Raw genomic sequence first — 24,276 nt, 5'->3', positions numbered from 1 at the left:
AGATATTTTTTATCACTTAAAACTTCCCTATTTTTTGGTCATTGTTGACGCTGAACATCACCTGCGACTCGAGGCGCGAGGAAGGCAATCAAGACAAGGCGTTGCAATAAAAGAGAGCGGACTTATCCACATGCCCTGAGATGCAATTTATATAACCCCCCCTTGTCTGCCCCATGGAAGATGTTTCTGGCGATGAAGCTGGCGCTCATTGGCCATAGCTCTCTGAAAGAGCCACAACCCGTCTAGCCACCATAGATATCAAAGTGCCACACATGGTAGCCCGACGGATTTGTGACGTCAATTTATCAGTCACTGGACAAACTTGATTGCCTGCACACCTTGGCTAAGAAGGGTGACAGCCTGCACCTGGCAGGCCTTGAATCCGCGTAACGGCCTGGTCTCAGGTGCGAAAATGGCTGACCATGACCTGCAGCTCGTTGCCCAAGCGCGCCAGTTCGACGCTTGAGGCCGCCGTTTCCTCGCTGGCGCCAGCAGTTTGCTCGGAGATGTCGCGCACGTTGAGTACGCTGCGATTGATCTCCTCGGCCACGGCGCTCTGCTGCTCGGCGGCGGCGGCAATTTGCTGGTTCATCGACTGGATCGTCGACACCGTGCGCGTGATACTTTCCAGAGATGTGACGGCGCGACGGGTCAATTCGACGCTGCTGTCCGTGAGGACACGGCTGCTTTCCATTACGGTCGACACTTCCTGTGTACCGCTTTGCAGGCTAGTGATTAGCCCTTCGATTTCTTCGGTGGATTTCTGAGTGCGCTGAGCCAGGCTTCGGACTTCGTCTGCAACGACAGCGAAACCCCGTCCAGCCTCTCCCGCTCGCGCGGCTTCAATGGCGGCGTTGAGCGCCAACAGATTGGTTTGTTGAGCCACGGCCTTGATCACATCGAGCACGCCGCCGATTTTTTCGCTTTCCTCCTTCAGATGATTCATCGCTTTGTTAGAGTTATCGACCTCGACGGCCAACAGTTCGATTTGATCTATAGCCTCACCAATAACTTTTTCACCTGCTCGCGCCTCTTTATCAGCGGCGGCGGCGGCATTTGAGGCTTCTTCGGCGTTACGTGACACTTCTTGTACGGTGGCGGTCATTTCGTTCATGGCGGTCGCGACTTGATCGGTTTCGACTCGCTGGCTGTTCACACCCGCACTGGTCTGCTCGGTAACGGCGGACAACTCTTCCGCCGCACTGGCAATCTGGGTGACACCCTTGCTGATGCCACCGATCAGCTCGCGCAAACTCACCGTCATACCCTGCATGCTGCGCTGTAACTGGCCAAGCTCGTCACGCCGCTCGGTCTTGATGTCGTGACTAAGATCACCCGCAGCGATGCGTTCTGCGGCTTTCAGGGTTTCCAGCAGCGGATGGACTATCTGTGCAGTGATGACCCATGCCGCGAGGATGCCCAGGGCCAACGCCAGCAGCGTACTGATCACCAGCAATTGGCGAGCACTTTGCGCCTCGCTGTCGCGCGCCTGACTCTGGCTGTCGATGAGTTTCTGGCTAAGCGCCTCGAGACTGACGCCAGAAACAGCCATCTGATCAAGCGTTTCCAGGCTGGTGTGTACCTGTGCAGCATAGTTCTGCACATCCTTGCGGTACTGTTCCAGCACGTGTTCCGCTTGCGTCAGGCGGCCTTGTTCTCGAGGCGCAGTCGCGTCGCGGACCTTGATCAGTTCGGCTGTGACCTGATCAATAGTCGCCAGAGTTCCTTGCTCTTTGCTCGGATCATTGGTGTAGATGAAGCTGTACACCACTATGCGGGCCTGCTGGATATGCACGGCGAGTTGGCCGATGGCCTGAAACTGGCTCAAGCGCAGAGTGTCATTTTGACCTTCAACCGCAGGGGCGCTGACAAGGTCCTGGGTGGCTTCATTTAGCGCCTCGGTGATTTCTGCAGCGCTCTGCACCAACTTCGCGAGCGCTGATTCACGGTCTTTAAAGGTTCGCTCAAGCGTGCTGAAGCGGGTCCGGTAGTCCTCAACGATGCGGCCTTGCTCCTCGATAAGTTGCAGGTCCACAGGATTACTCACCACGCCGCTCAGAGACCGTTGATTGTCCTGGATACGTTCCAGCACGCCTGACACTGCGGCGCTGTTTTGTTCGTTGCGCTCAGCCAGATAGCGCAGGCGGTTAACGCGTAAATCTTTAGTCAGGGCGCTTAGGTTCGCAATGGCGCTGATCTTGTTGCCGCGGTCGACCATGTTATTGGCGCTGTGCCAGCCGGTCAGCGCGATCAATAAGGTCAGTAACACCAAGAGGCCGAAGCCCAAGGCAAGCTTGGCCTTTACACCGACATGACCCAAGGCCTGACTAAAACGTTTGAACATTGCATTTCCTCAAAGTGCTGCGAACTGACGGCCATAGGCTGCTGATATGACCACTATCGGCAATGTCCAAGTGGAACTGTAGGGTATGAGGGCGAGACTTTAGTCTGCTTGTGCACGTGTGCCATAAGACACTATGGGGCAACAGAATGAGTGCGGCATAGCCTATGCCGAGCAAGCGATTGCGACAAAGTGTCGACAGACACTCGATCGCTGATTTCTGATGATTTCGATCGCAATAAATCAGCTTCAGTGCTGGATACGCTGTCTCAGCAGACGCCTGGCATGGTGATCTCCGATGTACAGGGCAACCCGTTTTCGCAGGACATCAACTTGCCTGGCCTATGTCGATGCCACTTATCAATCCAAGTTAACCCTGACGTTGGCCAATAACCCCGATGCCGATGCAAACGGTAATATTCTTGTCACCCCAGGCAACAAGATCCCTGGCATTTCGCCCCTACAGTTCAAGTTGGGCGGCGACTATAAGATGACGTCTGCATGGACCCTGGGTGGAGACGTGATAGCCAACAGCGGCCAGTATTATGTGGGTGACGATTCAAACAAAAATGCCAGGTTGGGCGGGTATACGGTTTTCAATGTCCACAGCGCCTACCAGCTTACCGACAACATCAGACTGTTCGCCAAACTTGATAACGCCCTTAATCGGCAATATGCCACCCATGGTGGATTCGCCGCCGTTGGCGACATCCCCTCCCTTGGGCTATCAAACCCCCAATCAACCACCCCAGCGGCGCCTCGCTCGATGTTTGCAGGCTTCAACATCAAGTTCTGAGGCCTTCAAAACGGGGCGGTCGTTTTCTGCCTGTAGCCACCAGCATCAGTGATCAGTGCTCTCTGCCGATCATGGTTACTAAACGTGAAGGTCAGATTCGACATGATCGGTGGCCCGATCGAAGGCAAGGGCGGCGTTGTCGACAAAGTCACGTTGCTCTTTTTTGTAGCCGGTGCTGCTCTGGTGGCTGGTGACCGTGCGTTCGTTGATCACGTCGCCATTGATGGCGGTGAGACTGATGTCGCGACCGGCGATGATCCCGCCAGCCTTGTTGGTCAGGTCGTTGCCCGCGCTGGATCATCCAATGCGGCGAGCACTTGCAACCGTTGCTGAGTCTGATGCGTGATCGGTTGCTGGAAAGCCCGGTCATTCACTGCGATGAAACCCGCGTCTAGGTACTCAAGGAGCCAGGTCGAGACCCGACCAGCCAATTCTGGATGTGGGTGCAAGCCAGTGGGCCGCCAGATCGAAAAGTCGTGCTGTTCGACTACACCTCCAGCCGTGCGCAAGAAGTACCGTTGCGCCTGCTGGAAAGTTATCGAGGCTCGTGATGACCGACGACTACGCGGGTTACAACGCATTGGCGTTGCAACCTGGCGTGGAGCGTCTGGCGTGCATGGCCCATGCGCGACGCAAGTTCGTTGACGCGCAAAAAGTGCAGCCCAAGGGCAAGACGGGACGTGCAGATATCGCGCTGACGATGATCAACAAGCTGTATGGCATAGAGCGTGAACTCAAGGACGTCAGCGATGAACAGCGTTTTATGAATCGTCAGGAAAAGAGCCTGCCGATCCTGGCTCAGTTGAAAAGCTGGCTGGAACGTTACATAGAGGCTGGTTGTTTACCGATAGACAACAACCGAGCTGAGCGTGCAATAGAACCGTTTGTCATCGGGCGCAAGGCATGGCTGTTCAGCGACACGCCCAAGGGCGCGACGGCCAGTGCGCAGATATACAGCTTGGTCGAGACCGCCAAGGTCAACGGCCAGGAGCCCTATACGTGGCTGCGCCACGTACTGGAAAGGATGCCACATGCGCAGTCGGTAGCTGATTACGAAGCGTTGTTGCCGTGGAACTGCTCGTCAGAGATGCCACGGTAAACGCGAAGCGCGTCTGGCGGTAGGTATGGTTCATGGATCGGATACCTTCGTTTGACCGGGTAGGCGCTCAGATAACCGCTTTTACGATCCACCAACGTGACCAGATTGCCACCAACGCCATGCACCGTATCACCTTCCCAATCGCCCAGCCGCTCGCGGGTTTCAGCTTCGGATGGTCGTTCGGTTATCGACACCCGATTACGCAACTGCCCGCGCCGGTCGTGGCTTCCGTAGCGTTTTCGATAGCGCTTACGGCGGGGTCGCAGATACATATAGAGCGCGCCACCGGCATGTTTGTCGGTGGCAATAAACCGATAAATCCACTCATGGCTAACTGCATGTTCCGGTTGTTCTTGCTTCAGTCGCTGAGCAATCTGTTCCGGGCTCATGCCGTGTTTTAGCCAGAGCGGCAGGTAATGGCTGAACCACGTTACAGGCTTGCAGTGTTTGCGCGCATCAGCTCGACGGGCATCACTTTGCATGGTCGCCGAAACAGCTTTGTAGCACGTCTGGCTGCTATTGCGGCGAACCTCACGACTGATCGTTGCGGGATGCACGCCCAGCTGTTTAGCAATGCTTGCTTGGCTTTTTCCAGCGGCTAAGCCGCCCTCGATCTGATAACGTTGGCCCTGAGTCAGCTGCCGGTAAGGCGTACTCATCTGCGCTTGAATCCTTCGGTGTGAGAGCCTGGACTCTATCGGTGGCTGGCTCTCTGCCTATCATTTCAAACGTTGCACTTATTCTATGAATTCAGGTTCGGTACATTCAAATTCCCTCGTTGTTATCGCTTTGTCTATTTCTTATGTATTCTTAAGACCTTTAATAGGATTAGGGTTTACCCAGACCTTTATTACCTGCCCAGGCTTCAACACCACATCATCGTTTGAAGATGGATTCAAGCCATCCAAAAATGCATCAATCCCCACTGATAACTTCACATAACCATCTAAGATTTCATGATCAACAAAATAAACACAACCATCTATCAAATCAACCGCCAAATAATTGCCACCTTCGGCCCAAGCAATCGGAATAAACCCTTCTCTAAACTCGAACCGCTCAAGCTCTGAAACCACCTCATCAATAGGAATAAACTGATTCACACCACTATTATTATCACTGCCCACATCAAAAATATTTAACGCTGGTTTCCCGCCATTAAACTTTTCAAAAAAAAGCCTGATTGAATTATTTAGAACCCTACCAACAAATGCCTCAACCGCCTCAAAAGCCCCAAACTCCACACCTCTAACTTCTTTAACTTCAACTTTCATTTATCAAACCCTCCATTTCTAATAACTGAGGCACCACCGGTATGTCTCGTAGAGTTATGCACATCTTGGGGTATTAGGAGCATTGTCTGTCCATCCTCAACATGATGCCAGACAAACCCGTTGGGGGTTGCGACTAATCCAACCGCCAAGTTTGCAAGCTTAGAGTCTACTCCGTACATCCCGGTAAGCCCCACAATTTGCGCCCCATATTTAGCATAAGGGGAAAAGTCTGGAAATCCCTGTTCAGTAAAATCTACTCCTGAAGGATGGGTACTACCGGCATAGCTACTATTAATTGGAAGTCGCCCCCTAATAGTGGGAATGGTGCTACCCAGAGGGCTAGCACCACCATGTGGTCCTTGCATGATGTCGATAGGCTCGACCTTAGCAAGGTCATCTTGCTCCTGCTGAGGGATGGATTCACCCATCATTTTCCTCAGCTCATAGTCTGCTTCCTCTACTTGGTTCTGGTGTAGCTCGTTGTTGTACTTCTCCCCGGCCCCGCCAATCAAACTGCCGGTATTGGGGTTGCCACCCGCCAGTGATGCTGAGAGCAAGCCAATAAGTTGAGCCGTCGCGATCTTGTCTTGACTACCTTGCAGACTTAAATCGCCAACGTTGAAATGATCACTGACGTACTGCGCCAGTAAATCGTTAGCCTGAGGTGTCAAGCCCTCAGCAACACCACCCGCAATAGCCCCACTGGCAAACCCTTCCCCTTTTGCCGACGATATCAACCCACCCAATACAGCATGTAGAAATATTGTCTCGGCTGTTCCAGGATCAACTTTCAATTCATGAGCAAGATCACCAACCCCCTGGTTACCCGCCGCCGCAGCTAGGTCCAAGCCCTCACCCACAAGCTCGCCGCCCAAGCTCTGACCCAGGCTACCGCCGTTGATAGCCGTCGAGATCCCGCCGTTGATCAACGCATGCGTACCGCTGCGCAGTGTGGTTTGCTCGGCATTACTCCAACTGAGCATATCGCTGGAATAACCAGGATTTTGGATGGGGCCCGCGCTCGTGACTTGCGATCCGCTATTGGTTGCGTCGACCGGGCTCTGAAACCATGTGCTGTCGGCATAGCTCATCGCGCCGGCAGTCAAACTCCCAATCACGGCATTTTTCAAGCTATTGCTACTGAAGGTGTCTTTGAAAGTGCCGCCCAGATTGCCCTTGTTGTTGATAAAACTGACGGCACCGGTACTGGTCATCGAGGTCAGCGCGGCCGTAGCCATGACGTTGCCCCATCCTGCCGCTGCCGTTCCCACGGCAGTTCCCGCCTCTACCATCGCGCTACTCCCGGCGGCAGCCATCGCGGACCCGGCTCCGGCCTCGGTTCCAGCCATCATGCCCACCGCGCTACTCGCCGCCCCCGCAGTGAGCACCGTGACGATGATAATGATCGCCAGCATCGCCCCTTCGCCCAGGCCGGAGTTGCTGTACTTGAAGGAGTCGTGCAGTTCCTTGACCTGCTTCCAATTCACGTCGCCACGGGCTTCGGCTTCTTTAAGCCACGCCAGTTGAGGGTCGGCCTTGACCATGGCGTCGATGGTTTGCGAAACAGTGTGTTGGTCGATCTGCTTGATGTCGATGTTCAGGCCATTGACGGCATTGATGACCGTCTGCCCTTTCGCCGTCAGCTGGCTTTGACGCAACGTTTCATCGGTACTGCCCTTACCCTCGAAGGACTGCCATGCCAGGTCGCTATCGCTCTTGGTATGACTCTCCTGATGCAGGTCCTTCACCGCCTCAAAGGTGATGCTCCCGCCACTGTCGAGGGTCAGGTCCTTACCGCTGTCCAGCTTGGCGCCCTGGTAACGCTGATCGCCGCCACTGACCAGCGTCAGATTTCCACCCGTGGTGATTTCACTCCCGACGTTGGTGACTTGGGTGACTTCATCGCGCTGGGTCTTTTTGCTGCCCCAACTGCCGCTTTTCTTCATGTCGTACAGCGAGTAGTCGCTGTTCTGCGCGGCCAGTAGTTGAAGCTTGTTGCCCGCCGCCAGATAGGCTTCGTTTCCGGCCTCGACCTTACTGGCAATCAAGCCCAGGTCGTTGCCCGCACTCAGCGCAACATCGCCGCCCGCCGTAACAACCGTCGACACCTGACTAACGTGATCTTGCTGGCTCGTGACCTTCTTGGACTTGCTGTATGAATGCTGCTCATCCGCCGCCGAGGCCAGGGTGAGGTTTTCGGTAGCGGCTATGGCTGACACCGCGTCAGTGCACGTTAATCAGATTCGGCGCTATGAGGCAGGGACGGCGCAACCAACCTTAGAAGCCCTAATTAGGCTTGCTCAGGCGCTGCACGTCAGTCTGGATGATTTGGTGTTTGCTGAAGGAGAGCGTGGGCCGTCCGACGATTTACGCCTGCGTTTCGAGGCCGTCAGTCATATGCCCGAAGCCGAGAAATCAGTGATCAAGGCACTGCTCGATGGGATGATTCTCAAGTACCAGGCATCAAAAATCATGGGGGCGGATAACAGCAGCCGACCACCCAGTGCGTAACCAGAAAAAAGGGCCGATCTGAAAGAGTGAACCGACCCCCATGCTTCACTGCTGCGTATAGCAAAAGCTATACGCCATACGTCAGTGTTTATTGGGTGAAACCTGCATTTCGTATTACAAGTGTATAGCAGCACCTAGAAGACATAAACCGGATAACCAATTGATACATATAGAAAATACCCACCTCGCAAGAGGTACGTGTTGTGTATTGAGATTTTGCTCCTGTTAAGGAGCGAAAATTCATGCTCAAAAAGGGCGTATTGAGCAGATAGACCGTAGGTCGTCAGGGTGGTAGACAAAAAGGAGACAAAGGGACTGCAAAAAGGATACAGCTTGAGTACAAGAAGGCTACAGGATGGGTGCAGGAAGGCGGCAAAAAGGGTGCAGATAGGGTGCAAAAAACACCGGCATAAGGCCGGTGTTAGTAATATTCCTATAAAGGCTACTCACCATCTATCCATGCATGTTTTATCCAACTAGCGAGACTGGGCCAAGTTTCATTGGAGCGCCCATCATGCGCCCAGTAACTGACAGAGCCATCCTCAAGAAGACAATAGTAGTTCCCATTATCCTCGCAAATGGGGAGCCACGACTTTGGAACACCTTGCTCTCGAGCCTCCGCAACAACGTTCAGAAGCTCTCTCGGGCTATTTCTGTCCACGGTTAATCGAAGCGCATCCTTGCCATTAAAAATACTATCACTTGCCTCCTTGGCAAAAATCTTATACTCATCCGAAAATGAGATACCGAGTTCACGCTCATAAGCAATAATTAAGGCATCATCAGGAAGTCGCTGTGCATTTGGAAGAGACATACGAACGCTTTTCAGCTCTGCGACAACATCTCTTATGTCAATATCCATAATAACCTCCAATACTAAAATTCATAATTCAAAAATTATTTGCTCGGCTTCTCCAATAGTCTTTTTTCCACTTTTCAAACTGTGATCTGTTGATTCCAGAAGGAATATCAGAACCCGAATTTATATGAATAGCACCACTATTTTGTTGGTGAAAGCTTTGCGTAACCTCAGCAATTGGACCGTCTTGGGTTTGCAACATATGATGCAGATTGACCTTCTTGCCATCAGGCCCATATGGAGCCAATCCATTTTTCACGAGATCCAAATTTGTCAGACCAGTTTGGCTATCCACCCTACTCGGATCAACCAAGTCATTCCTCTGATAAACTTTATTACCATTAAATTGTATTGGCTCTTGAGACCAATACTTTCTTTGCTGACCAAAGAAGCCCGTCGCCTCGCTCTCTAACGCCGCTCCAGTTGCTTTTGCACCAAAGAATCAACTATTTTCTTTTAGACGAGCCTTCAGCGCCTCAATAAACTTATCACCACCATCACTTTGCGACTCCAAGGTAATCATTACAGGAAAATCTTCATACACAAGCCTTAGGCTCTCGTTATTTAAAGACACACCCCAAACCCTAGTATCAACGGAGTCGCTTCTACTAACAATCTCTCCAAAAAACATATTTACAAATGCTTCAGCATAACTAGGAAACCCTTCCCAGCCCACCTCCGACGTTAAGTCCGCATACAATCTTCCAGAACTCATACTCCCAATAGAGAATGTTTTTTCATCAATAAGCATTGGCATTTAGAAAATATCCCCACCACCAGCTCGCGTAGAGCTTTCTATAATTTGCTCAAAAGTTTTCCCTTTCTTAACGAGATCGTCAAACGCAGGACCAATCTTATTTCCGTATCGTTCCATGTTTCTCGCATCAATAGTCTCTAGCATATCTGGCGGCGTATACTCTCTATATTTCAACTTCAGATCATTCCTAGCACTGTATGCATATTTTGCTATGTCTTCAGCGCTAGCGCCTCCAGCGCGCAAATTATCTACGGACGTTTGTAGATCGTAAACTTCTCGAACGTAATTTTGCCGGAGGGGTGGCAGATAGCCAAAATCTCCATCGGCTTTGGACACAGCATTATCCCAAGCTGGTGCCGTAGAGGTCCCTTTTGCACCACCCAAATCCCCCACTGCACCGATCTGAGCAGCTTTACTACCGCCCACCGGCATCTCGGCGATCGCACTGACCAGACCTTGAGCAGCAGTGGGTAACTTGGCCACTACCGCTGCCGCACCACGAACCGCTGTTAGTACCCCGACAAGCTCGGCAGCAAATCGTCCGCCTTCAACTCCGGCGGTTACTGCTCCATCCCAACCTGCATCGTTGTATGCCTGGGTTAGCAGTGTAGCCCTGGTTTCCAAATCCTTGAAGTAGTTGTCACCAAACTGTTGACGAAACTCTTCTGAGGTTGCTAGCTGTTTCAGGGCGGCCATGGTTTCTGGTAGGTTTTTGGCTAACTCCCACATCCCCTCAGCAGTTTCCGCCGCCGACAAACCAATGCCACCGCCTACTCCGACACCTAGGCCTATGTCTTGCTGAATATCAACCAAGGCCCATTTGGTTGAAGTGCCCATGGCGCATACTTTGTCCTCACCGCATTTCTTGAGTTGCTGATTCTTCTCTTCTTCCTGATTGTGGGATAGGTAGTTGTACTGCGTCCCATTCTGCGCAACCCACGACCCAACCTGCAATTTCGCGGTATCGGCATTCGGATCCGCCACAGCCGTCGTCAGTACACCGATCAGTTGCGCATTCATCGTCAACAACCGGGCCTTGTCCTCCGTGGACATCCCGGCATAGGCCGAGGCCAAATGATCGACTAACGCTTCGTTAACCCCTGCCGCCAAGGCTCCTGTTTTGAAGTCCTGCCCGGCGGCTAGGGACGCCAAACCGCCCATTACCGCGTGCAACCCAATTTTAGCCAGACCACTTTCTTGCAGTTTGTTGTCCACCCCGATGTCACCGACAAGGTTGAATCCGTAGGCGGCAAACGCATTCACCAGGCTGTTTTGCAACGCGTCGCTAAGGCTGCCGTCACGACCCAATGCTTTGTTGAGCACCGCGGAGGTGGTGTTTTGCAGCGCCTGGTTTGCTGCGAATTGACCGATACCGCTCAGGCTACCCAGCCCACTCGGGTTGGCAACGATGACCTTGCCCGTGTTGGCCAATGCGCCACTGGTGGAGTCGGTTAACGCGGTGCCTGAACCAGTTGTGGTACTGGTCCAACCGTTGTACAGCCCAGCAGCAAGACCCGCTGTGATGCCAGCGATAATGTAATTTTTCATGCTGTCGCTGCTGAACGTCTCTTTTACAGCAGCGCCGAGGTTGCCTTTGTTGTTGATGGTGCTGACCGTAGCCGCACCCGCTGCGGAAGTGAGCGCAGCACTAAGGGCGATGTTGGCCCAACCAGCGGCAATCGCATTTGTAGTGGCTGTGGCTGCAACGCCTGCCGAAAGTGCGGTCGTTGAACCAGCGGTGGCGCCAGCAGCTGAACCGACGAAACCCGAAGCTGCACCCGCAGTGAAGTAAGTGACGATAATAATGATCACGATCATCGCTGGACCGCCCAACCCGGAATGGCTCACGTCCCAGCTGTCATGCAACTCTTTGACCTGACGCCAATCCACATCGCCCCGCACTTCAGCGTCTTTCAGCCAAGCCAGACTTGGATCGGCTTGAACCATGGCGTCTATCGTCAGGCTTACGCTTTGCTGGTTGATGTCTTTGACGTCAATGTGCAGCCCATCAACTGCGTTGACGAGCATCTGGCCTTTGGCGGTCAGTTGGCTTTGGCGCAACGTTTCGTCAACCTGACCTTTGCTCTGCATGCGGGTCCATGCCCAGCTGTTGCTGCTCTTGTCGTGGCTTTCTTGATGCGAGTCCTTCACCGCCTCGAAAGTGATGCTCCCGCCACTGTCGAGGGTCAGGTCCTTGCCGCTGTTCAGCTTGGCGCCCTGGTAACGCTGATCGCCGCCACTGACCAGCGTCAGATTTCCACCCGTGGTGATTTCACTCCCGACGTTGGTGACTTGGGTGACTTCATCGCGCTGGGTCTTTTTGCTGCCCCAACTGCCGCTTTTCTTCATGTCGTACAGCGAGTAGTCGCTGTTCTGCGCGGCCAGTAGTTGAAGCTTGTTGCCCGCCGCCAGATAGGCTTCGTTTCCGGCCTCGACCTTACTGGCAATCAAGCCCAGGTCGTTGCCCGCACTCAGCGCAACATCGCCGCCCGCCGTAACAACCGTCGACACCTGACTAACGTGATCTTGCTGGCTCGTGACCTTCTTGGACTTGCTGTATGAATGCTGCTCATCCGCCGCCGAGGCCAGGGTGAGGTTTTCGGTAGCGGCTATGGCGATGTTGCGCTTGGCGTCGATCTGGCTGGCTATGGCGGTGAGGTCACGGCCGGCGTTGATCGTCAGGTCACGACCAGCGTCGATGCTGGAGCCGTTTTGCGTGATGGTTTGATCCCGGTGGTTGCTGCCGCGCTCGTTGCTGACGATTTGCTCGGCCGAGATGATGTTGACGTCTCGACCGGCATTGATCGTGGTGTCGGCGCCGCTTTTCAGGACACCGCCGCTGTTGTTGATGTCGCGCCCAGCGTTGATGGTCAGGTTGTTGGCCGCTTCAACACGGGCGGTGTTGTCGACAAAGTCACGTTGCTCTTTTTTGTAGCCGGTGCTGCTCTGGTGGCTGGTGACCGTGCGTTCGTTGATCACGTCGCCATTGATGGCGGTGAGACTGATGTCGCGACCGGCGATGATCCCGCCAGCCTTGTTGGTCAGGTCGTTGCCCGCGAGCAGGTCGAGGCGATTGCCAGCTTCGATCAGGCCGCTGTTGACCAGATTGTTGCCTGCAGTGGCCGCCAGGTTGTTGGTTGCGCGCAAGGTACCGGCGTTATTCAGGTCCTTGCCGGCGATCATGGTCACGTCGCTGCCCTGGATCAGGGCGCCGTTGGCAGCCAGGCGGTGGTTGGCGTTGGCCAGGTACAGCACCGGCACCAGCACTTGCTCACCATTGACCGTGGCATTTTCCATCCAGACGATGTCATGGGTCAGCGCAGCAACTTGTTCGGAGGTCAGGCTGACGCCGAGCGACAGGTTGAGTTCCTGTTTACTGGCGATGGCGTTGCTCATCAAGTACTTGAACTGCGCCTCATCGGAGGTCTGACCATCGATGAAGCGCTGGCCGGTGCGGGCAACAACGGCCTGCTGGATCAACCGTTGCTCGTAGAGCCCGTCACCCAGGCGCTTGGCGCTGTCGTCAGGGTTGTAGCCGAGGCCCGCGAGCAGGTAGTCCGAACTCATGAACTGTTTGAGGTCAGTGAGTACCGGATTGGTTTCGATCAGGTATTTCTGGGGGCTGGACTGGCTGCTACTGGCCGGTAAACCCTGGACACGGTTGACTGTAAAGGCCGTGGAGCGGCCGGGCAATACAGCGCCCGATGGGGCTGCGCCTGGAGTGGTGACATTAATTGTGCTGGCATCAGCGCCGATGCTGGCGACGTGACGACTTGCCGGGCTCAGATCAACAGCGCTGGCGGAAGGCTGGGTGCCGGTGCCCAACTGAATATTCCGCGCCGGGCCAGTAGGGAGCGGTTGTTGGCGCTGTGCCGAGGAGAGGCTGGCGCCGCCCATGGTCCAATTTTGCGGGCCGCTGGCGACCGGGGTGTTGGTGCCTTGTCCGCTCAGACGGAACAAGCCGTTCTGGCCGGTCGGAAGGCTGAAGCCCGGCAACGCCAGTGGGTTGACCTGCTGCTGCGCAAGGTCCGGAGGCAGTTGCTGATTCAGGGTCACGCGGGTCGAGAAGGCACTGCCCGCCGCGTCGGTACCGGTCCGGGGACCGCTGCCCACGTAGTTGTAGCCGGGGCGTACCACGCTGTTATCGATGTTGTTCTGGGCGCTGATGTTGACCGCACCGGCCGCCTGAATCACGGCGGCGTAGCTTTGGTCGCTGGAAGCCAGCTTTTTGCTCAGAGCAAATTGCGTAAGCTCCCTTTCAGTCATGCCAATAAAGCTGCTCATCCCCGCTTCAAGACCACCCAGGTCATTGGCGTTGTAGCCGCTGCTCTGATACCAGTACTTGCCCGTAAAGGCACCGGCTGCGTCATACCACCCCCCGGCATCCCTAGTGCGCTCAGAGACATATACCCGTGTGGTTTCGGTTTCACCTGTCTCGATGCCGCTGTTGACCAAGTTGTTGACGGTGGCTGTCAGGCTGCCGCCGGTGGCGATGGTGCTGCTCTGGTTGAGCAAATCACCGCCGTTGATGTTCAGGTTTCCGCCCACCGTGATACTGGAGGCGTCGCTGGCAGCGATGACTTCGAATTTATCGCGCTGAAGTATTTGCCAGACGTGGTTTTCCTTGCCGCCGCTGCAATCACCCGCGTTATACCCCTCAATGCATTGCATCTCGGTAATTGATGCGGTGTAGATGCCCTGATTATTAGTGGTCAGCACCGCACGGATATTCTGAATCGTGCTCGCCGCCAGGCTCATGCTGCCGTCGCTTTGAATCGACGCAGAACTGTTGATGATGCTGCCGGCCAAGCTTCCCTGCCCATCACGGTCGATGCTGAGATTACCCAGGCTATAGATGTTGGCGTAGTTGTTGTTCAAGGCATTGACCCGAAGGCCCATGTCGCCGCCGCTGAAAATCAGTCCGTGATCGTTGACCATTGAGCCGGTGGTGACGGTCAGTTGCTGTCCGCTGCCCAGCGTCCCGAGGTTATTGATCGCGCCTGCGGTCAGATTCAGGTTGGCGGCCGAGGTCAAGCGACCCGAGTTGGTCAGAGATCCACCCACGTTGATCGTGGTATCACCGCCGCCAGCAATGCTGGTGGCCGCATTGAGGCTCAATTGCGCGGCGCTTAGCCCGAGGGTCCCAAGACTGCTGAGCCGACCATTGCCCCAGTACGTGCCGCCGAGATTCAGGTTCAGGCTGCCATCACTGGCGATCAAGCCGTCGCTGTACCAGTTGCCGCCACTGCCGACGAAGCTGTTGGAGGTCAGCAGTTGACCGCTTGAGGTCTGACTGAAGTTGTTGACGTTGACGTTCAATCGCCCGGCCTGAATCACGCTGCTGTTGGTCCAGCTATCGGCGTTGAGGCTCAGGCCGCCACGGGTGACGATGCTGCCACCGGCGCCCGTGACGTTGGCGGTGGAAATATCAAAGGTGCCATTGCCCACGTGCAGCAAACTACCGCCGCCGTTGAGGAAACCACCCACTGCCAGCGTCAGATCGGTGTTGGCGCTTTCCAGGGTGCCGTTACGGTTGTCGAACAGGCCACCGATCTGGAAACTGGTTTTGCCGCTGGTGCCCAGGGCTCGCAGCTGGCCGGTCTGGTTATCGAGGCTGGCGGCCTTGATCGCGAGGGTGCTGTCGCTCTCGATAATGCCCAGGCGGTTGTTCAGCGCGCCACCGAGGTTGAGGTCGATTTGTTGACCGGCGATCTGGCCGTCATTGTCGCCACTGTTATCAAAGTTGTTGCCGGTGACGTTGATCTTGCCTTTGGCGTACAGGCCGCCGTTGCGGTTGTCGAAGTTTGCGGTGTTGATAGTCGCGTCGCCGCTTTGCGCCGAGATGCGACCGCCATAGTTGTCGATACCGCCTAGGGCGGTCAGGTTCAGGCGCTGAGCCTGGGTGATGCCACCCTGACGATTGTTGTTCAGGTCATAGCCGTTTTTCAGCACGCCGGTCAGGTGCGAGGTGAACGCACCTTGCAGGCTGGAGAGCACACCGCCACGGCTATCGACGTTGCCGGCGTTAATGTTGAGGTCGCCACTTTGCGCGATGATCCGACCGCTTTGGTTGTCGATGTCGCCGGATACCGTCAGGCCCAGCGCGCTTTGGCTTTGCAGTGAGCCTTTGCCGTTGGCGAAGCTGCCCGCTTGTAATTGGACGTCGGCGTTCTGGCTGTAGATCAAGCCATCGGCGTTGTTCAGCACCGCGCCGGTCGCGGTGAGCAGCAATTGGCCGCTGGCCGCGACGGTACCGTGGTTACTGTTGTCAAGACCGCCCGTGAGCAAGGTCATCAGGCTTTGGCTGGCCAGTTGGCCGCCTTGGTTGTCGATCTGGCTGGCGCGCTGAATCAACAACGCACCGGCGCTGGCGAGTTTGCCGTTGGTATTGATCAAGGCGCCCAGCAGGTCGAGGGTCACCGCGCCGTTGGCGGCCAGGCTGCCGGCGCTGTTGTCCAGGGTGGTGCCGGTGAAGCTGAGGTTTTGTTGCGCGTTTATCACACCTGCCGCGTTGCCAAGAGTCATGGCCTGCACAATAAGTGCTGCGCCGCTGTCGATCAGGCCGTGTTGACCGTTGTTCAGCAGGCCGCTGACGGTCAAGGCCTGGCCTGCACCGCTGGACAAAATACCGCCGCTGTTGTCGAGGCTGGCGGCAGTCACGCTCAGCGCTTGTTGGCTAACCAGTGCGCCGTTATTGCTGTTGAGCAAGGCACCTCTGAGGGTCAAGCCGAAGTTGCCGTTGCGGCTGGACAGTGTGCCGCTGTTGCGGTTGTCGAGGCTGCTGCCGCTGACAGTGAGGCCCTGCCAGCCAGAGATCAGGCCGTTCTGGTTGATCAGGCCGATGGCGTTAAGGCCCAACAGGTTGCTGCTGATCAGTTTGCCGCTGGTATTGTCGACGTTACGCCCGCTCAGGCTGAAGCTCTGGCTGCTGGAGACTTCGCCGCTCTGGTTGTTGAGGTCGCGCAGGCGATTGAAGGTCAGTGGTCCCTTGGCGGTGATCAGACCATTTTGGTTAGCAATATCACCGCCGCTCAGGTCCAGAGTGATCCCGGCATCGCTCAACAGGCGTCCGCCGTTCTGGGTCAGTGCGTTTAGGGTCAGGCCAACATCGCCCTTGGCGGACACTTCGCCGCCATTACTGGAGTTCAGGCTGTTGGCGCTCAGCAGCAAACTGCCTTGGCTATTGATCAGGCCGTTGCTTTGATTAGCCAGCAAGCCGGTGACGTTCAGCGCGAGGTCGCCGCGACTGGTCAGGGTTCCGCCGCTGTTGTCCAGCGTAGTGGCACTGGCATCGACGCCCGCCGCAGCGATCAAGCCCTCGATGTTGCTCAATGCCTGATTGATGCGCAGGGTCAGGCCTTGGTTACTCAGCAGTTTGCCGTTGCTGTTGTCGAGGGTTTGCGCGGTCAGGCTGAACGCTTGGGCGCTGGATATTTCGCCGCCCTGGTTGGCCACGCCACTGAGATTTTTCAGCCGCAGCGGACCCGGCGCATTGATCAAGCCGCCCTGGTTGTTCAACTGGCCGTGGTTCAAGTCGAGGGTCAGCGCGGTGTTGCTGAACAAGGTGCCGTTTTGCTGATCCAGTCCGCTGACGCTGGCGGTCAGCGCATTGTTGCTGCCGATGCTGCCGCCGTCCTGGTTGGTCAATTGTGCAGCGGTCAGGTCAAGCCGATCAGCACTGCTGACGCGTCCGTTGTGGCTGTTATCAAAGGCGCCGGTTTGAATCAGCAGCGGACCTTTGCCGCTGATGCTGCCGTGCTGGCTGTTGTCGAGGCTAGCGCTGTGCAGGTCAAGGTTACCGTCGGTGACCAACTGCCCACCTTGGTTGTTGATCGCTGCAACGCTGCTGACACTCAGAGCGCCAGCGCTGGACAGACTGCCCGCACTGTTGATCAACGCGCCAACGCGCACGCCGAGGGTACCTTCACTGCTGAACAAACCCAGGCTGTTGTCCAGGGTGCCAAGCAGCCCCACATCAATGCTGTGCAGGCTGAGTACGCTGCCACTGCCGTTGTCCAGCGAAGTGCCGGACAGGCTCAATCCGCTGCTGCCAGACAACAGGCCTTTGTTGCGGTTGATGATGTTATCGACAGTGAGCGCCAGGGTTGTTTGTCCCAATATTTGGCCGCTGTCGCTATTGTCCAATTGCTGGCCGATCAGGCTGATGACGCCTTGGCTGGACAGTTCCCCGCCACGGTTGTCGATGTTTCCGACCTTGATGCTCAGCCCATTGGTAGCGCCGACCAAGCCTTTTTGGCGGTTGTCCAGGTTGTCACCGGTGAGGCTCAGAGTGCCTTGGGCTATCAGTTGACCGCCCTGTTGCTGCAGGCTGCCAATGTTGGCGATGACATCTTTTTTGCCAGCCATTTGACCCAGGCTGTTATCGGCCGTGACGGCGTTGAGCAGCAGATCTCCATCGGCGATCACGGTGCCGTTGTGGTTAACCAGCACACCGTCCACGACCAGGTTAAGACTGTCGTGGCTGCTGAGTAAACCGTCAGTGTTGTCGAGGCTGGCGCTGTGAACGTCCAGCGCGGCAGCCGAAATCAGCCCGTTGATGTTGTTCATGGCCTGGGCCAGGCGCAGGGTCAGCGCTTGATTGCTGAGCAGCTTGCCACCGCTGTTGTCGAGACTTTGGGCGTCGAGGGTGAAAGCTTGCGCGCTGGAGATTTCGCCGTTTTGGTTGGCGACGCCGTTAAGGTTTTTCAGCAGCAGTGCGCCGGGCGCATTGATCAGGCCGCCTTGGTTGTTCAGTTGGCCATGGTTCAGGTCGAGGCTCAGCGCGGTGTTGCTGAACAGCTCGCCGCCTTGTTGATCAAGGCCACTGACGTTGGCGGTCAAGGCCATGGCACTGGCGATGCGGCCGGAGTCCTGGTTGATGACGTTGGCTGCGTTAAGGCTCAGCGTGTTGGCACTGGTCAAGCGCCCGCCGTGGCTATTGTCGAAGGCACCGGTGCTGACGTGACTCACGCCTTTGCCCGACAGTACGCCGCTGTTACGGTTATCCAGGCTGGCGCTGGTCAAGGTCAGACCGACATCAGTGCTGATTGAACCGCCTTGGTTGTTCAGCGCCCCGGTGGCCGCGACGGTCAGCGCGCCACCACTGGAAAGACTGCCCGCGCCATTGTTCACATTGCCAGCGTTGACCGTCAAAGCACCGTCACTGCTGAGCAGCCCGCTGTTGTTGCTCAAGTCGCCCGTGAGGTTAAGGGCAAGCCGGGTCTGGCTGGACAGTGTGCCGCCGGTGTTGTCCAGGTCCGAACCATCAAGGCGCAAGGTGTTGCCGAACATCAGGCCCTTGTTCTGATTGATCAGGTGATCGACCGTCAGCCCTAGCGCGGTGCCGGCCAGCAGCTTGCCGCCGTTGCTGTTATTCAGGTGCTGAGCGAGAACACTCACACCGACTTGGCTGGATATTTCCCCGCCACGGTTGTCAATGTCGCCGACGTTCAGGCTCAGCGCTTTTGTCGCCCCGACCAAGCCGCCCTGGCTGTTATCCAATGTGCTGCCGGTCAGACTCAGATTGCCTTGGGCAACTAACTGACCAGCCTGCTGGGTCAACGAGCCGATGTTGGCGGTCAGGTCATTCTGACTGGTGATGCGACCGGCGTTATTGAGCACGAGACCTGCGTGCAGTTGCAGCGGTCCCACGGCGCTGAGCAAGCCGTTTTGGTTATTCAGCAGCCCGATCACGTTGAGATTGAGGTCGCCGTCGGTGACCAGACTACCGGCCTGACGGTTATCGAGGCTGCCAGCGCTTATTTGCAAGCCTTGGCCGGCAGCCAGCGTACCGGCCTGATTATTCACTGCGCCGCTGACGGTCAGATTCAGACGCTGGTCGGCCAACACCTGACCATTGGCATTGCTGAGGCTGGTGGCGCTGATGACGCTGTTGCCAGTACTGTTGATCAACCCACCTTGGGCATTGAGCAACTGACCCGCGCTAACCCCCAAACTACCGATGCTTAGCACACGGCCTTTGTTTTGGTTGTCCAGGGTGTTGACGGTAATTTGCGTGCTGCCCTGTCCGCTGATCGTGCCGCCCTGATTGAACAAGGTCTGCGCCACCGTCGCTTGTAGCGCACGACTGGCGATCAGGCTGCCAACGTTGGTGAAGTTCTGCGCCGTGACGCTGACATCGCCCGTGGTGTTGCGACTGCTGTCGGCGTTGACCCCGGCTTCGATGATGCCGTTGTTGGTCAGTTGCCCGCCGCTGGACAGGTTGATGCTGTCCCGCGCGGCAAGGCTTTGCTGGGCGTTGAGATCGCCGCTGGTGCTGATCGCCAAGCGGGTGCCGGCGTACACAGGGCCGTTGACCTCAAGGCTGGCGGCGTTGACGTTGACTGCGCCAGTAGCAGCGGTTTGCGCCAGGCTCAGGTGGCCGTTGACGTCGAGCTGAATATCGCCCGCGCTAGCGGCGAGGTTGCCAGCCAGTTTCACCCCGACACCGGCTTCGGTGCCCACCAGTTTGATCGCGCCCGCATACATCCCACCCAATGCGCTGGAGTCGATGGCCAGTGCCGGTGCGTCTGCCGGGCTTGCGCTGCGTGAGGTGGCGGCCAGGGTCTGCGCATCGACATCGTTGCGACCGGTGACGATGGTCAGCTGTTTGGCATGCAGTTCGGCGTTGAGCTTGGCCGAGCGCGTAACGATTTCAAAACGGTCGATGTTGGTGGCGTTCAAGCCCGCGCCATCAAGACTGACGCTGCCGCCGTCGACTTGGTAGTGATCGAGTTTGCCATTGCCATCGAGTATCGGTTTGCCGGTGCTCAGGGTGACTTGCGGACTGTTGATGAAGCCGCACCCGTTGCAACTGACGCCGTACGGGTTGGCAACGATGACATGGGCGGCCTGCCCTGCTACCTCGGTGTAACCGTTGAGCTGGCTCGGGTTACCGCCATTCACTTCGTTGAGAATGGTGCTGGCGGCAGTGCCGTGAAAGTTCGGGTTACCGAGAATGATCCCGCCTAACTGCGTGGCCTGGGTGCGGTCGGTGGCATTGTTGAGGATGACGCCTTGGGCACCAACGTTGTAGTCCTGAAACTGGTTGTGCGACAGACCGCTGCCATTGGGCGCGGCGATGTTGACGATGGGCACACCATTGCCGGCTTGCCCGAGAGTCGTGCCTGGGGCGCTTACCACGATGCCGTCGGCCTGAGCCATCAGCGGTTGCCAGAACATTGCATTGGCGAGAATCAGCGCGATACCACGCTTGGGCATTCCCCAGAAACGTTCGCGCGGAGCTATGGCAGCGGAGGGCTGGCGAGCGAGGAAAGCGTACTGCTGGACATCCATGTCAATATCTCGGTGCAGCAACAATTAAAGAAAGAAATCCATCTGGAAATAGATCGGCGTTTCGCGCTCGCTCAGGGCATCCGGGCGCTCCAGCGAATGAGCGAAAGTCACGCTAGCTGACAGGTATTTGCCTCGGGCGAAGAGTTCCACCGAGTCACTCGATACGCGCCCATGTTGTGTGCCGTTGTAGCGATCCCGACTGATCACGCCTTGGTCGTAACCCAGACTGCTGCCGTATTCCGCCAGCGCCGGGCGCAGCCAGGCCCACGTAACCGGGCGACTCCAGCGCAGGTCGTTACGCCAATAGCCACCGCTGTCACCCGACAGGTTCTGGTCTTTGTAGCCCCGCACCGATGATTGGCCGCCCAGGCTCATGCGCTGTGGGCTGAACAGCACGTCTTCACTGTGCTGGCCGGTCATGAGGCTGCTGAAGCTCAATGACTCATTCCACAGCTTGAACGGTTGCAAATAACTCAACGTACCCGTGTATTTGCGGTAACGGGCATCAGGCTGCCCAGGGCCCGGATTGTTGTTGCTCTGGGCACCAAAGGCGCCGATACCGTCTTGCATCCCCAGGTCAATGTTAACGAAGGCCGTGCCTATACGCCGACCATGGTTGATGCCGAACTGGGCTTCGCTGAGGCGATTGCTGCTGACGTCGAGACGGCTGTCTTCGATGAAGTTGTTGCTACGCAGGTAGGCCAACCCCGCGTTGAGCGAGGTCTTGCTGACCGAGTCTCGATAGATCACTCGCTCGGCGCGGAATTGATGGTTTTCGCTGTCACCGGTCTGTTTGAAGCTGAAGCCATTCGCCTGGGCCTGAGAGCGATAGTCACTCTGGCTGTAGCTGTAGCTGAAGTTCCACCAGCCCCATGGCAGGTTGTAATACAGAAAGGCGTTTTTTGAGGTGCTGGTGTGATCGCTGACCAGGTCATGGCCGTCGCGCAGCATCAACTGATCGGACAGCCCTAATGGGCTGTCCCACTCAAGACCGATAGACCCTTGCTGCTCGCCTGTGCTCTTTTGACCATTATTATTGCGCGACAACGAAGCTTGCCACGGCGCACTGGGGGTGTTTTTGACCAACACTTGACTACCGCCCACTTCGTTGCCGGGTGTCAGCTCCATCTGTGCATGATTGGACGGCAGTCGATTGAGCTGATCAACCATCTGCTCAATCTCGCGCAGGTTGAGCATAGCGCCCTCGCTGCCGGGGAAACTCATCGCCAGTTCACGGGCGGATAAACCGCTGCCATCGGCACCCTTGAGGCTTTCGAGCTTACCCTCAACCACCAGAATGCTCAGGTGCCCGCCAGACAAATCCTGTTGTGGCAGGTAGGCGCGAGTGGTCACCATGCCTCGGTCGAGGTACAGATCGGTGATGACTTTCAACAGTTCGTTGAGCTGGCTGACACCCAGGCATTTACCCAGGAACGGACGCGTCAGTTGCTGGCGATCAGCCTCGGAAAGATGATCGGCACCTTTGATTTCGATGTCTTTGATGATGAAGCAGCGAGTCTCAGCAGGGGCTGTCGGCGCGCTGGGAGTACTTGCCTTGCCGGGGAGTTCCCGAAGGTCCTCAAGACGCCTGCGCTGTTCTTCCAATAAACGGTCCTGACGCTCACGAATCTGGTCCTGCTCTCCTGGTGTGGGTCCGGGAGCTGCCAATGCAGGGCTCAACGTACTCAAAAAAAACAACAATACAGCCATCCACAACCTCATCCCGAGGGTGAGTCTCCACATGTTCGTTCCCTCGAGACAGCACTTAATGTCAATATGACACCAATGGTAATTCGCCATCTTTATGGCGTCAATTTATTGTTTCGAGTCGATTCACACATTTCAGTAAGCGATTACCTTTCAAGCAACCTGCCGAAAAAAAAGCCAACCCGTAGGGCTGGCTTTCGATTTCAAACGGCGATTACGTTATTCGAACAGCGCATCCAGCGCCTGTTCCAGACGGCTCACGGCAATGATCTGCAACCCCGGAGGCGCTTCCTTGGGGGCGTTGCCTTTGGGGACGATGGCGCGTTTGAAGCCGTGTTTAGCCGCTTCTTTCAACCGTTCCTGACCGCTGGGCACCGGGCGGACTTCGCCGGAGAGGCCAACTTCACCGAACACCAGCAAGTCGTGGGGCAGCGGGCGGTTGCGCAGGCTGGACATGACAGCGGCCATCAAGGCGAGGTCGGAGGCGGTTTCCAGTACTTTCACCCCGCCGACCACGTTGAGGAATACGTCCTGATCATGGGTAGGAATCCCGCCGTGGCGATGCAGGACGGCCAGCAGCATGGCCAGACGGTTCTGATCCAGACCAAGGGTGACCCTGCGTGGATTGGCCAAGTGACTGTCGTCGACCAGCGCCTGAACTTCCACCAGCATTGGTCGGGTGCCTTCCCACGTCGCCATGACGACACTGCCGGGAACTTCTTCTTGAGCGCGGGTCAGAAAAATCGCTGAAGGATTGGAGACCTCTTTCAAGCCCTTATCGGTCATGCCGAACACGCCCAGTTCGTTGACCGCGCCGAAACGGTTTTTCACGGCGCGCAACAAACGCAGACGCCCGTCGGATTCGCCTTCGAAATACAGCACGGTATCGACCATATGTTCAAGCACGCGAGGACCGGCCAATGAGCCTTCTTTAGTGACATGCCCAACCAGGAAAATCGCGGTACCGCTCTGTTTCGCGTACCGCACCAACAGCGCCGCGCTCTCGCGCACTTGCGACACGCCGCCCGGCGCCGATTGCAGTTGTTCGGTGAAGATGGTCTGGATCGAGTCGATCACCATGACTTTGGGCTGCTCGATGCGGGCCGTGGCGATGATGGTTTCGATGCAGGTTTCGGTCATGACCCGCAGCTTGTCCTGGGGCAAACCCAAGCGTCGGGCGCGCATGGCGACCTGTTGCTGCGACTCTTCGCCGGTGACATAAAGCGCGGGCATGCGCTCGGCGATGGCGCACAGGGTTTGCAGGAGAATGGTGGATTTGCCAATGCCAGGGTCGCCGCCAATCAGCACCACCGACCCATCGACCAGGCCACCGCCCAGCACACGATCTAGCTCGGCAGAGTTGGTGGAGAACCGGGGGACTTCCTGGACGCTGACTTCAGCCAGGGTCCTGATTTGCGCTTGCTGCCCGGTCCAGCCAGAGCGACCGCTCGGAGGGGTTGCGGCACCGCTTCCCAGGAGGGTCTCGACCAGGGTGTTCCAGGCACCACATTCGCCGCACTGGCCCGCCCACTTTGGAAAAGTCGCACCGCACTCGGTACAGCCGAACATGCGCTTAGCCTTGGCCATAACCACCCCAGTCTTAAAAGGGGGCAATCATAACGCAGGTTTGCGCGCCT

Annotated in this window: 10 protein-coding genes and 5 pseudogenes; 3 read left to right on the top strand and 12 right to left on the bottom strand. The window is 56.5% G+C overall.

The window, feature by feature from the left end; genetic code table 11:
• Nucleotides 1-400: 400 nt before the first annotated feature.
• Nucleotides 401-2,344 (bottom strand): methyl-accepting chemotaxis protein, encoded by a 1,944-nt coding sequence (locus QN399_RS12770; RefSeq protein ID WP_330201011.1) that lies wholly within the window; start codon nucleotides 2,342-2,344, stop codon nucleotides 401-403.
• A 295-nt stretch (nucleotides 2,345-2,639) separates the two neighbouring features.
• On the opposite strand from QN399_RS12770, the gene QN399_RS12765 reads away from it, so the two are divergent.
• Together QN399_RS12765 and QN399_RS12750 are read left to right on the top strand one after the other, a co-directional pair.
• Complete coding sequence (locus tag QN399_RS12765) at nucleotides 2,640-3,137, top strand: TonB-dependent receptor (RefSeq protein WP_322182061.1); 498 nt, start codon at nucleotides 2,640-2,642, stop codon at nucleotides 3,135-3,137.
• Nucleotides 3,138-3,419: 282 nt separating this feature from the next.
• Nucleotides 3,420-4,236 (top strand): annotated as a pseudogene (locus tag QN399_RS12750) (IS66 family transposase); the annotation flags it as partial.
• Nucleotides 4,237-4,280: 44 nt separating this feature from the next.
• Here QN399_RS12750 and QN399_RS12745 read toward each other — a convergent pair.
• From QN399_RS12745 to QN399_RS12735, 3 genes and pseudogenes are all read right to left on the bottom strand, one after another.
• Nucleotides 4,281-4,895: pseudogene (locus tag QN399_RS12745) on the bottom strand (IS30 family transposase); the annotation flags it as partial.
• 141 nt (nucleotides 4,896-5,036) lie between these two features.
• Nucleotides 5,037-5,510, bottom strand: a complete 474-nt coding sequence (locus QN399_RS12740; protein ID WP_330201008.1) for an SMI1/KNR4 family protein — start codon at nucleotides 5,508-5,510, stop codon at nucleotides 5,037-5,039.
• Nucleotides 5,507-7,720 (bottom strand): annotated as a pseudogene (locus tag QN399_RS12735) (DUF637 domain-containing protein); the annotation flags it as partial. The pseudogene QN399_RS12735 and the gene QN399_RS12740, both read right to left, overlap by 4 nt.
• Here QN399_RS12735 and QN399_RS12730 point away from each other — a divergent pair.
• Complete coding sequence (locus tag QN399_RS12730; RefSeq protein ID WP_330201007.1) at nucleotides 7,719-8,021, top strand: helix-turn-helix transcriptional regulator; 303 nt, start codon at nucleotides 7,719-7,721, stop codon at nucleotides 8,019-8,021. The pseudogene QN399_RS12735 and the gene QN399_RS12730 overlap by 2 nt on opposite strands.
• 442 nt (nucleotides 8,022-8,463) lie before the next feature.
• Here QN399_RS12730 and QN399_RS12725 read toward each other — a convergent pair whose 3' ends face one another.
• From QN399_RS12725 to radA, 8 genes and pseudogenes are all read right to left on the bottom strand, one after another.
• Complete coding sequence (locus tag QN399_RS12725) at nucleotides 8,464-8,883, bottom strand: SMI1/KNR4 family protein (RefSeq protein ID WP_330201006.1); 420 nt, start codon at nucleotides 8,881-8,883, stop codon at nucleotides 8,464-8,466.
• 28 nt (nucleotides 8,884-8,911) lie between these two features.
• Nucleotides 8,912-9,193 (bottom strand): HNH/ENDO VII family nuclease, encoded by a 282-nt coding sequence (locus tag QN399_RS12720; RefSeq protein ID WP_330201005.1) that lies wholly within the window; start codon nucleotides 9,191-9,193, stop codon nucleotides 8,912-8,914.
• Nucleotides 9,194-9,322: 129 nt separating this feature from the next.
• Nucleotides 9,323-9,637 (bottom strand): DUF3630 family protein, encoded by a 315-nt coding sequence (locus QN399_RS12715; protein ID WP_330201004.1) that lies wholly within the window; start codon nucleotides 9,635-9,637, stop codon nucleotides 9,323-9,325.
• Nucleotides 9,638-14,608 (bottom strand): annotated as a pseudogene (locus QN399_RS26825) (DUF637 domain-containing protein); the annotation flags it as partial.
• 235 nt (nucleotides 14,609-14,843) lie between these two features.
• Nucleotides 14,844-14,957, bottom strand: a complete 114-nt coding sequence (locus QN399_RS26820; RefSeq protein WP_369125132.1) for a polyketide synthase docking domain-containing protein — start codon at nucleotides 14,955-14,957, stop codon at nucleotides 14,844-14,846.
• Between the two features lie 293 nt (nucleotides 14,958-15,250).
• Nucleotides 15,251-20,800 (bottom strand): annotated as a pseudogene (locus tag QN399_RS26815) (filamentous hemagglutinin N-terminal domain-containing protein); the annotation flags it as partial.
• A 156-nt stretch (nucleotides 20,801-20,956) separates the two neighbouring features.
• Nucleotides 20,957-22,675, bottom strand: coding sequence for a ShlB/FhaC/HecB family hemolysin secretion/activation protein (locus QN399_RS12705; RefSeq protein ID WP_330201002.1), 1,719 nt, complete (start codon nucleotides 22,673-22,675; stop codon nucleotides 20,957-20,959).
• Nucleotides 22,676-22,858: 183 nt separating this feature from the next.
• Nucleotides 22,859-24,226 (bottom strand): DNA repair protein RadA, encoded by a 1,368-nt coding sequence (gene radA, locus QN399_RS12700; protein WP_322182062.1) that lies wholly within the window; start codon nucleotides 24,224-24,226, stop codon nucleotides 22,859-22,861.
• Nucleotides 24,227-24,276: the final 50 nt, after the last annotated feature.

It is taken from the genome of Pseudomonas sp. 10C3 (genome assembly GCF_036346185.1).
In the GTDB taxonomy this organism is placed as follows: domain Bacteria; phylum Pseudomonadota; class Gammaproteobacteria; order Pseudomonadales; family Pseudomonadaceae; genus Aquipseudomonas.
This window is presented reverse-complemented; position numbering and strand designations above follow the sequence as displayed.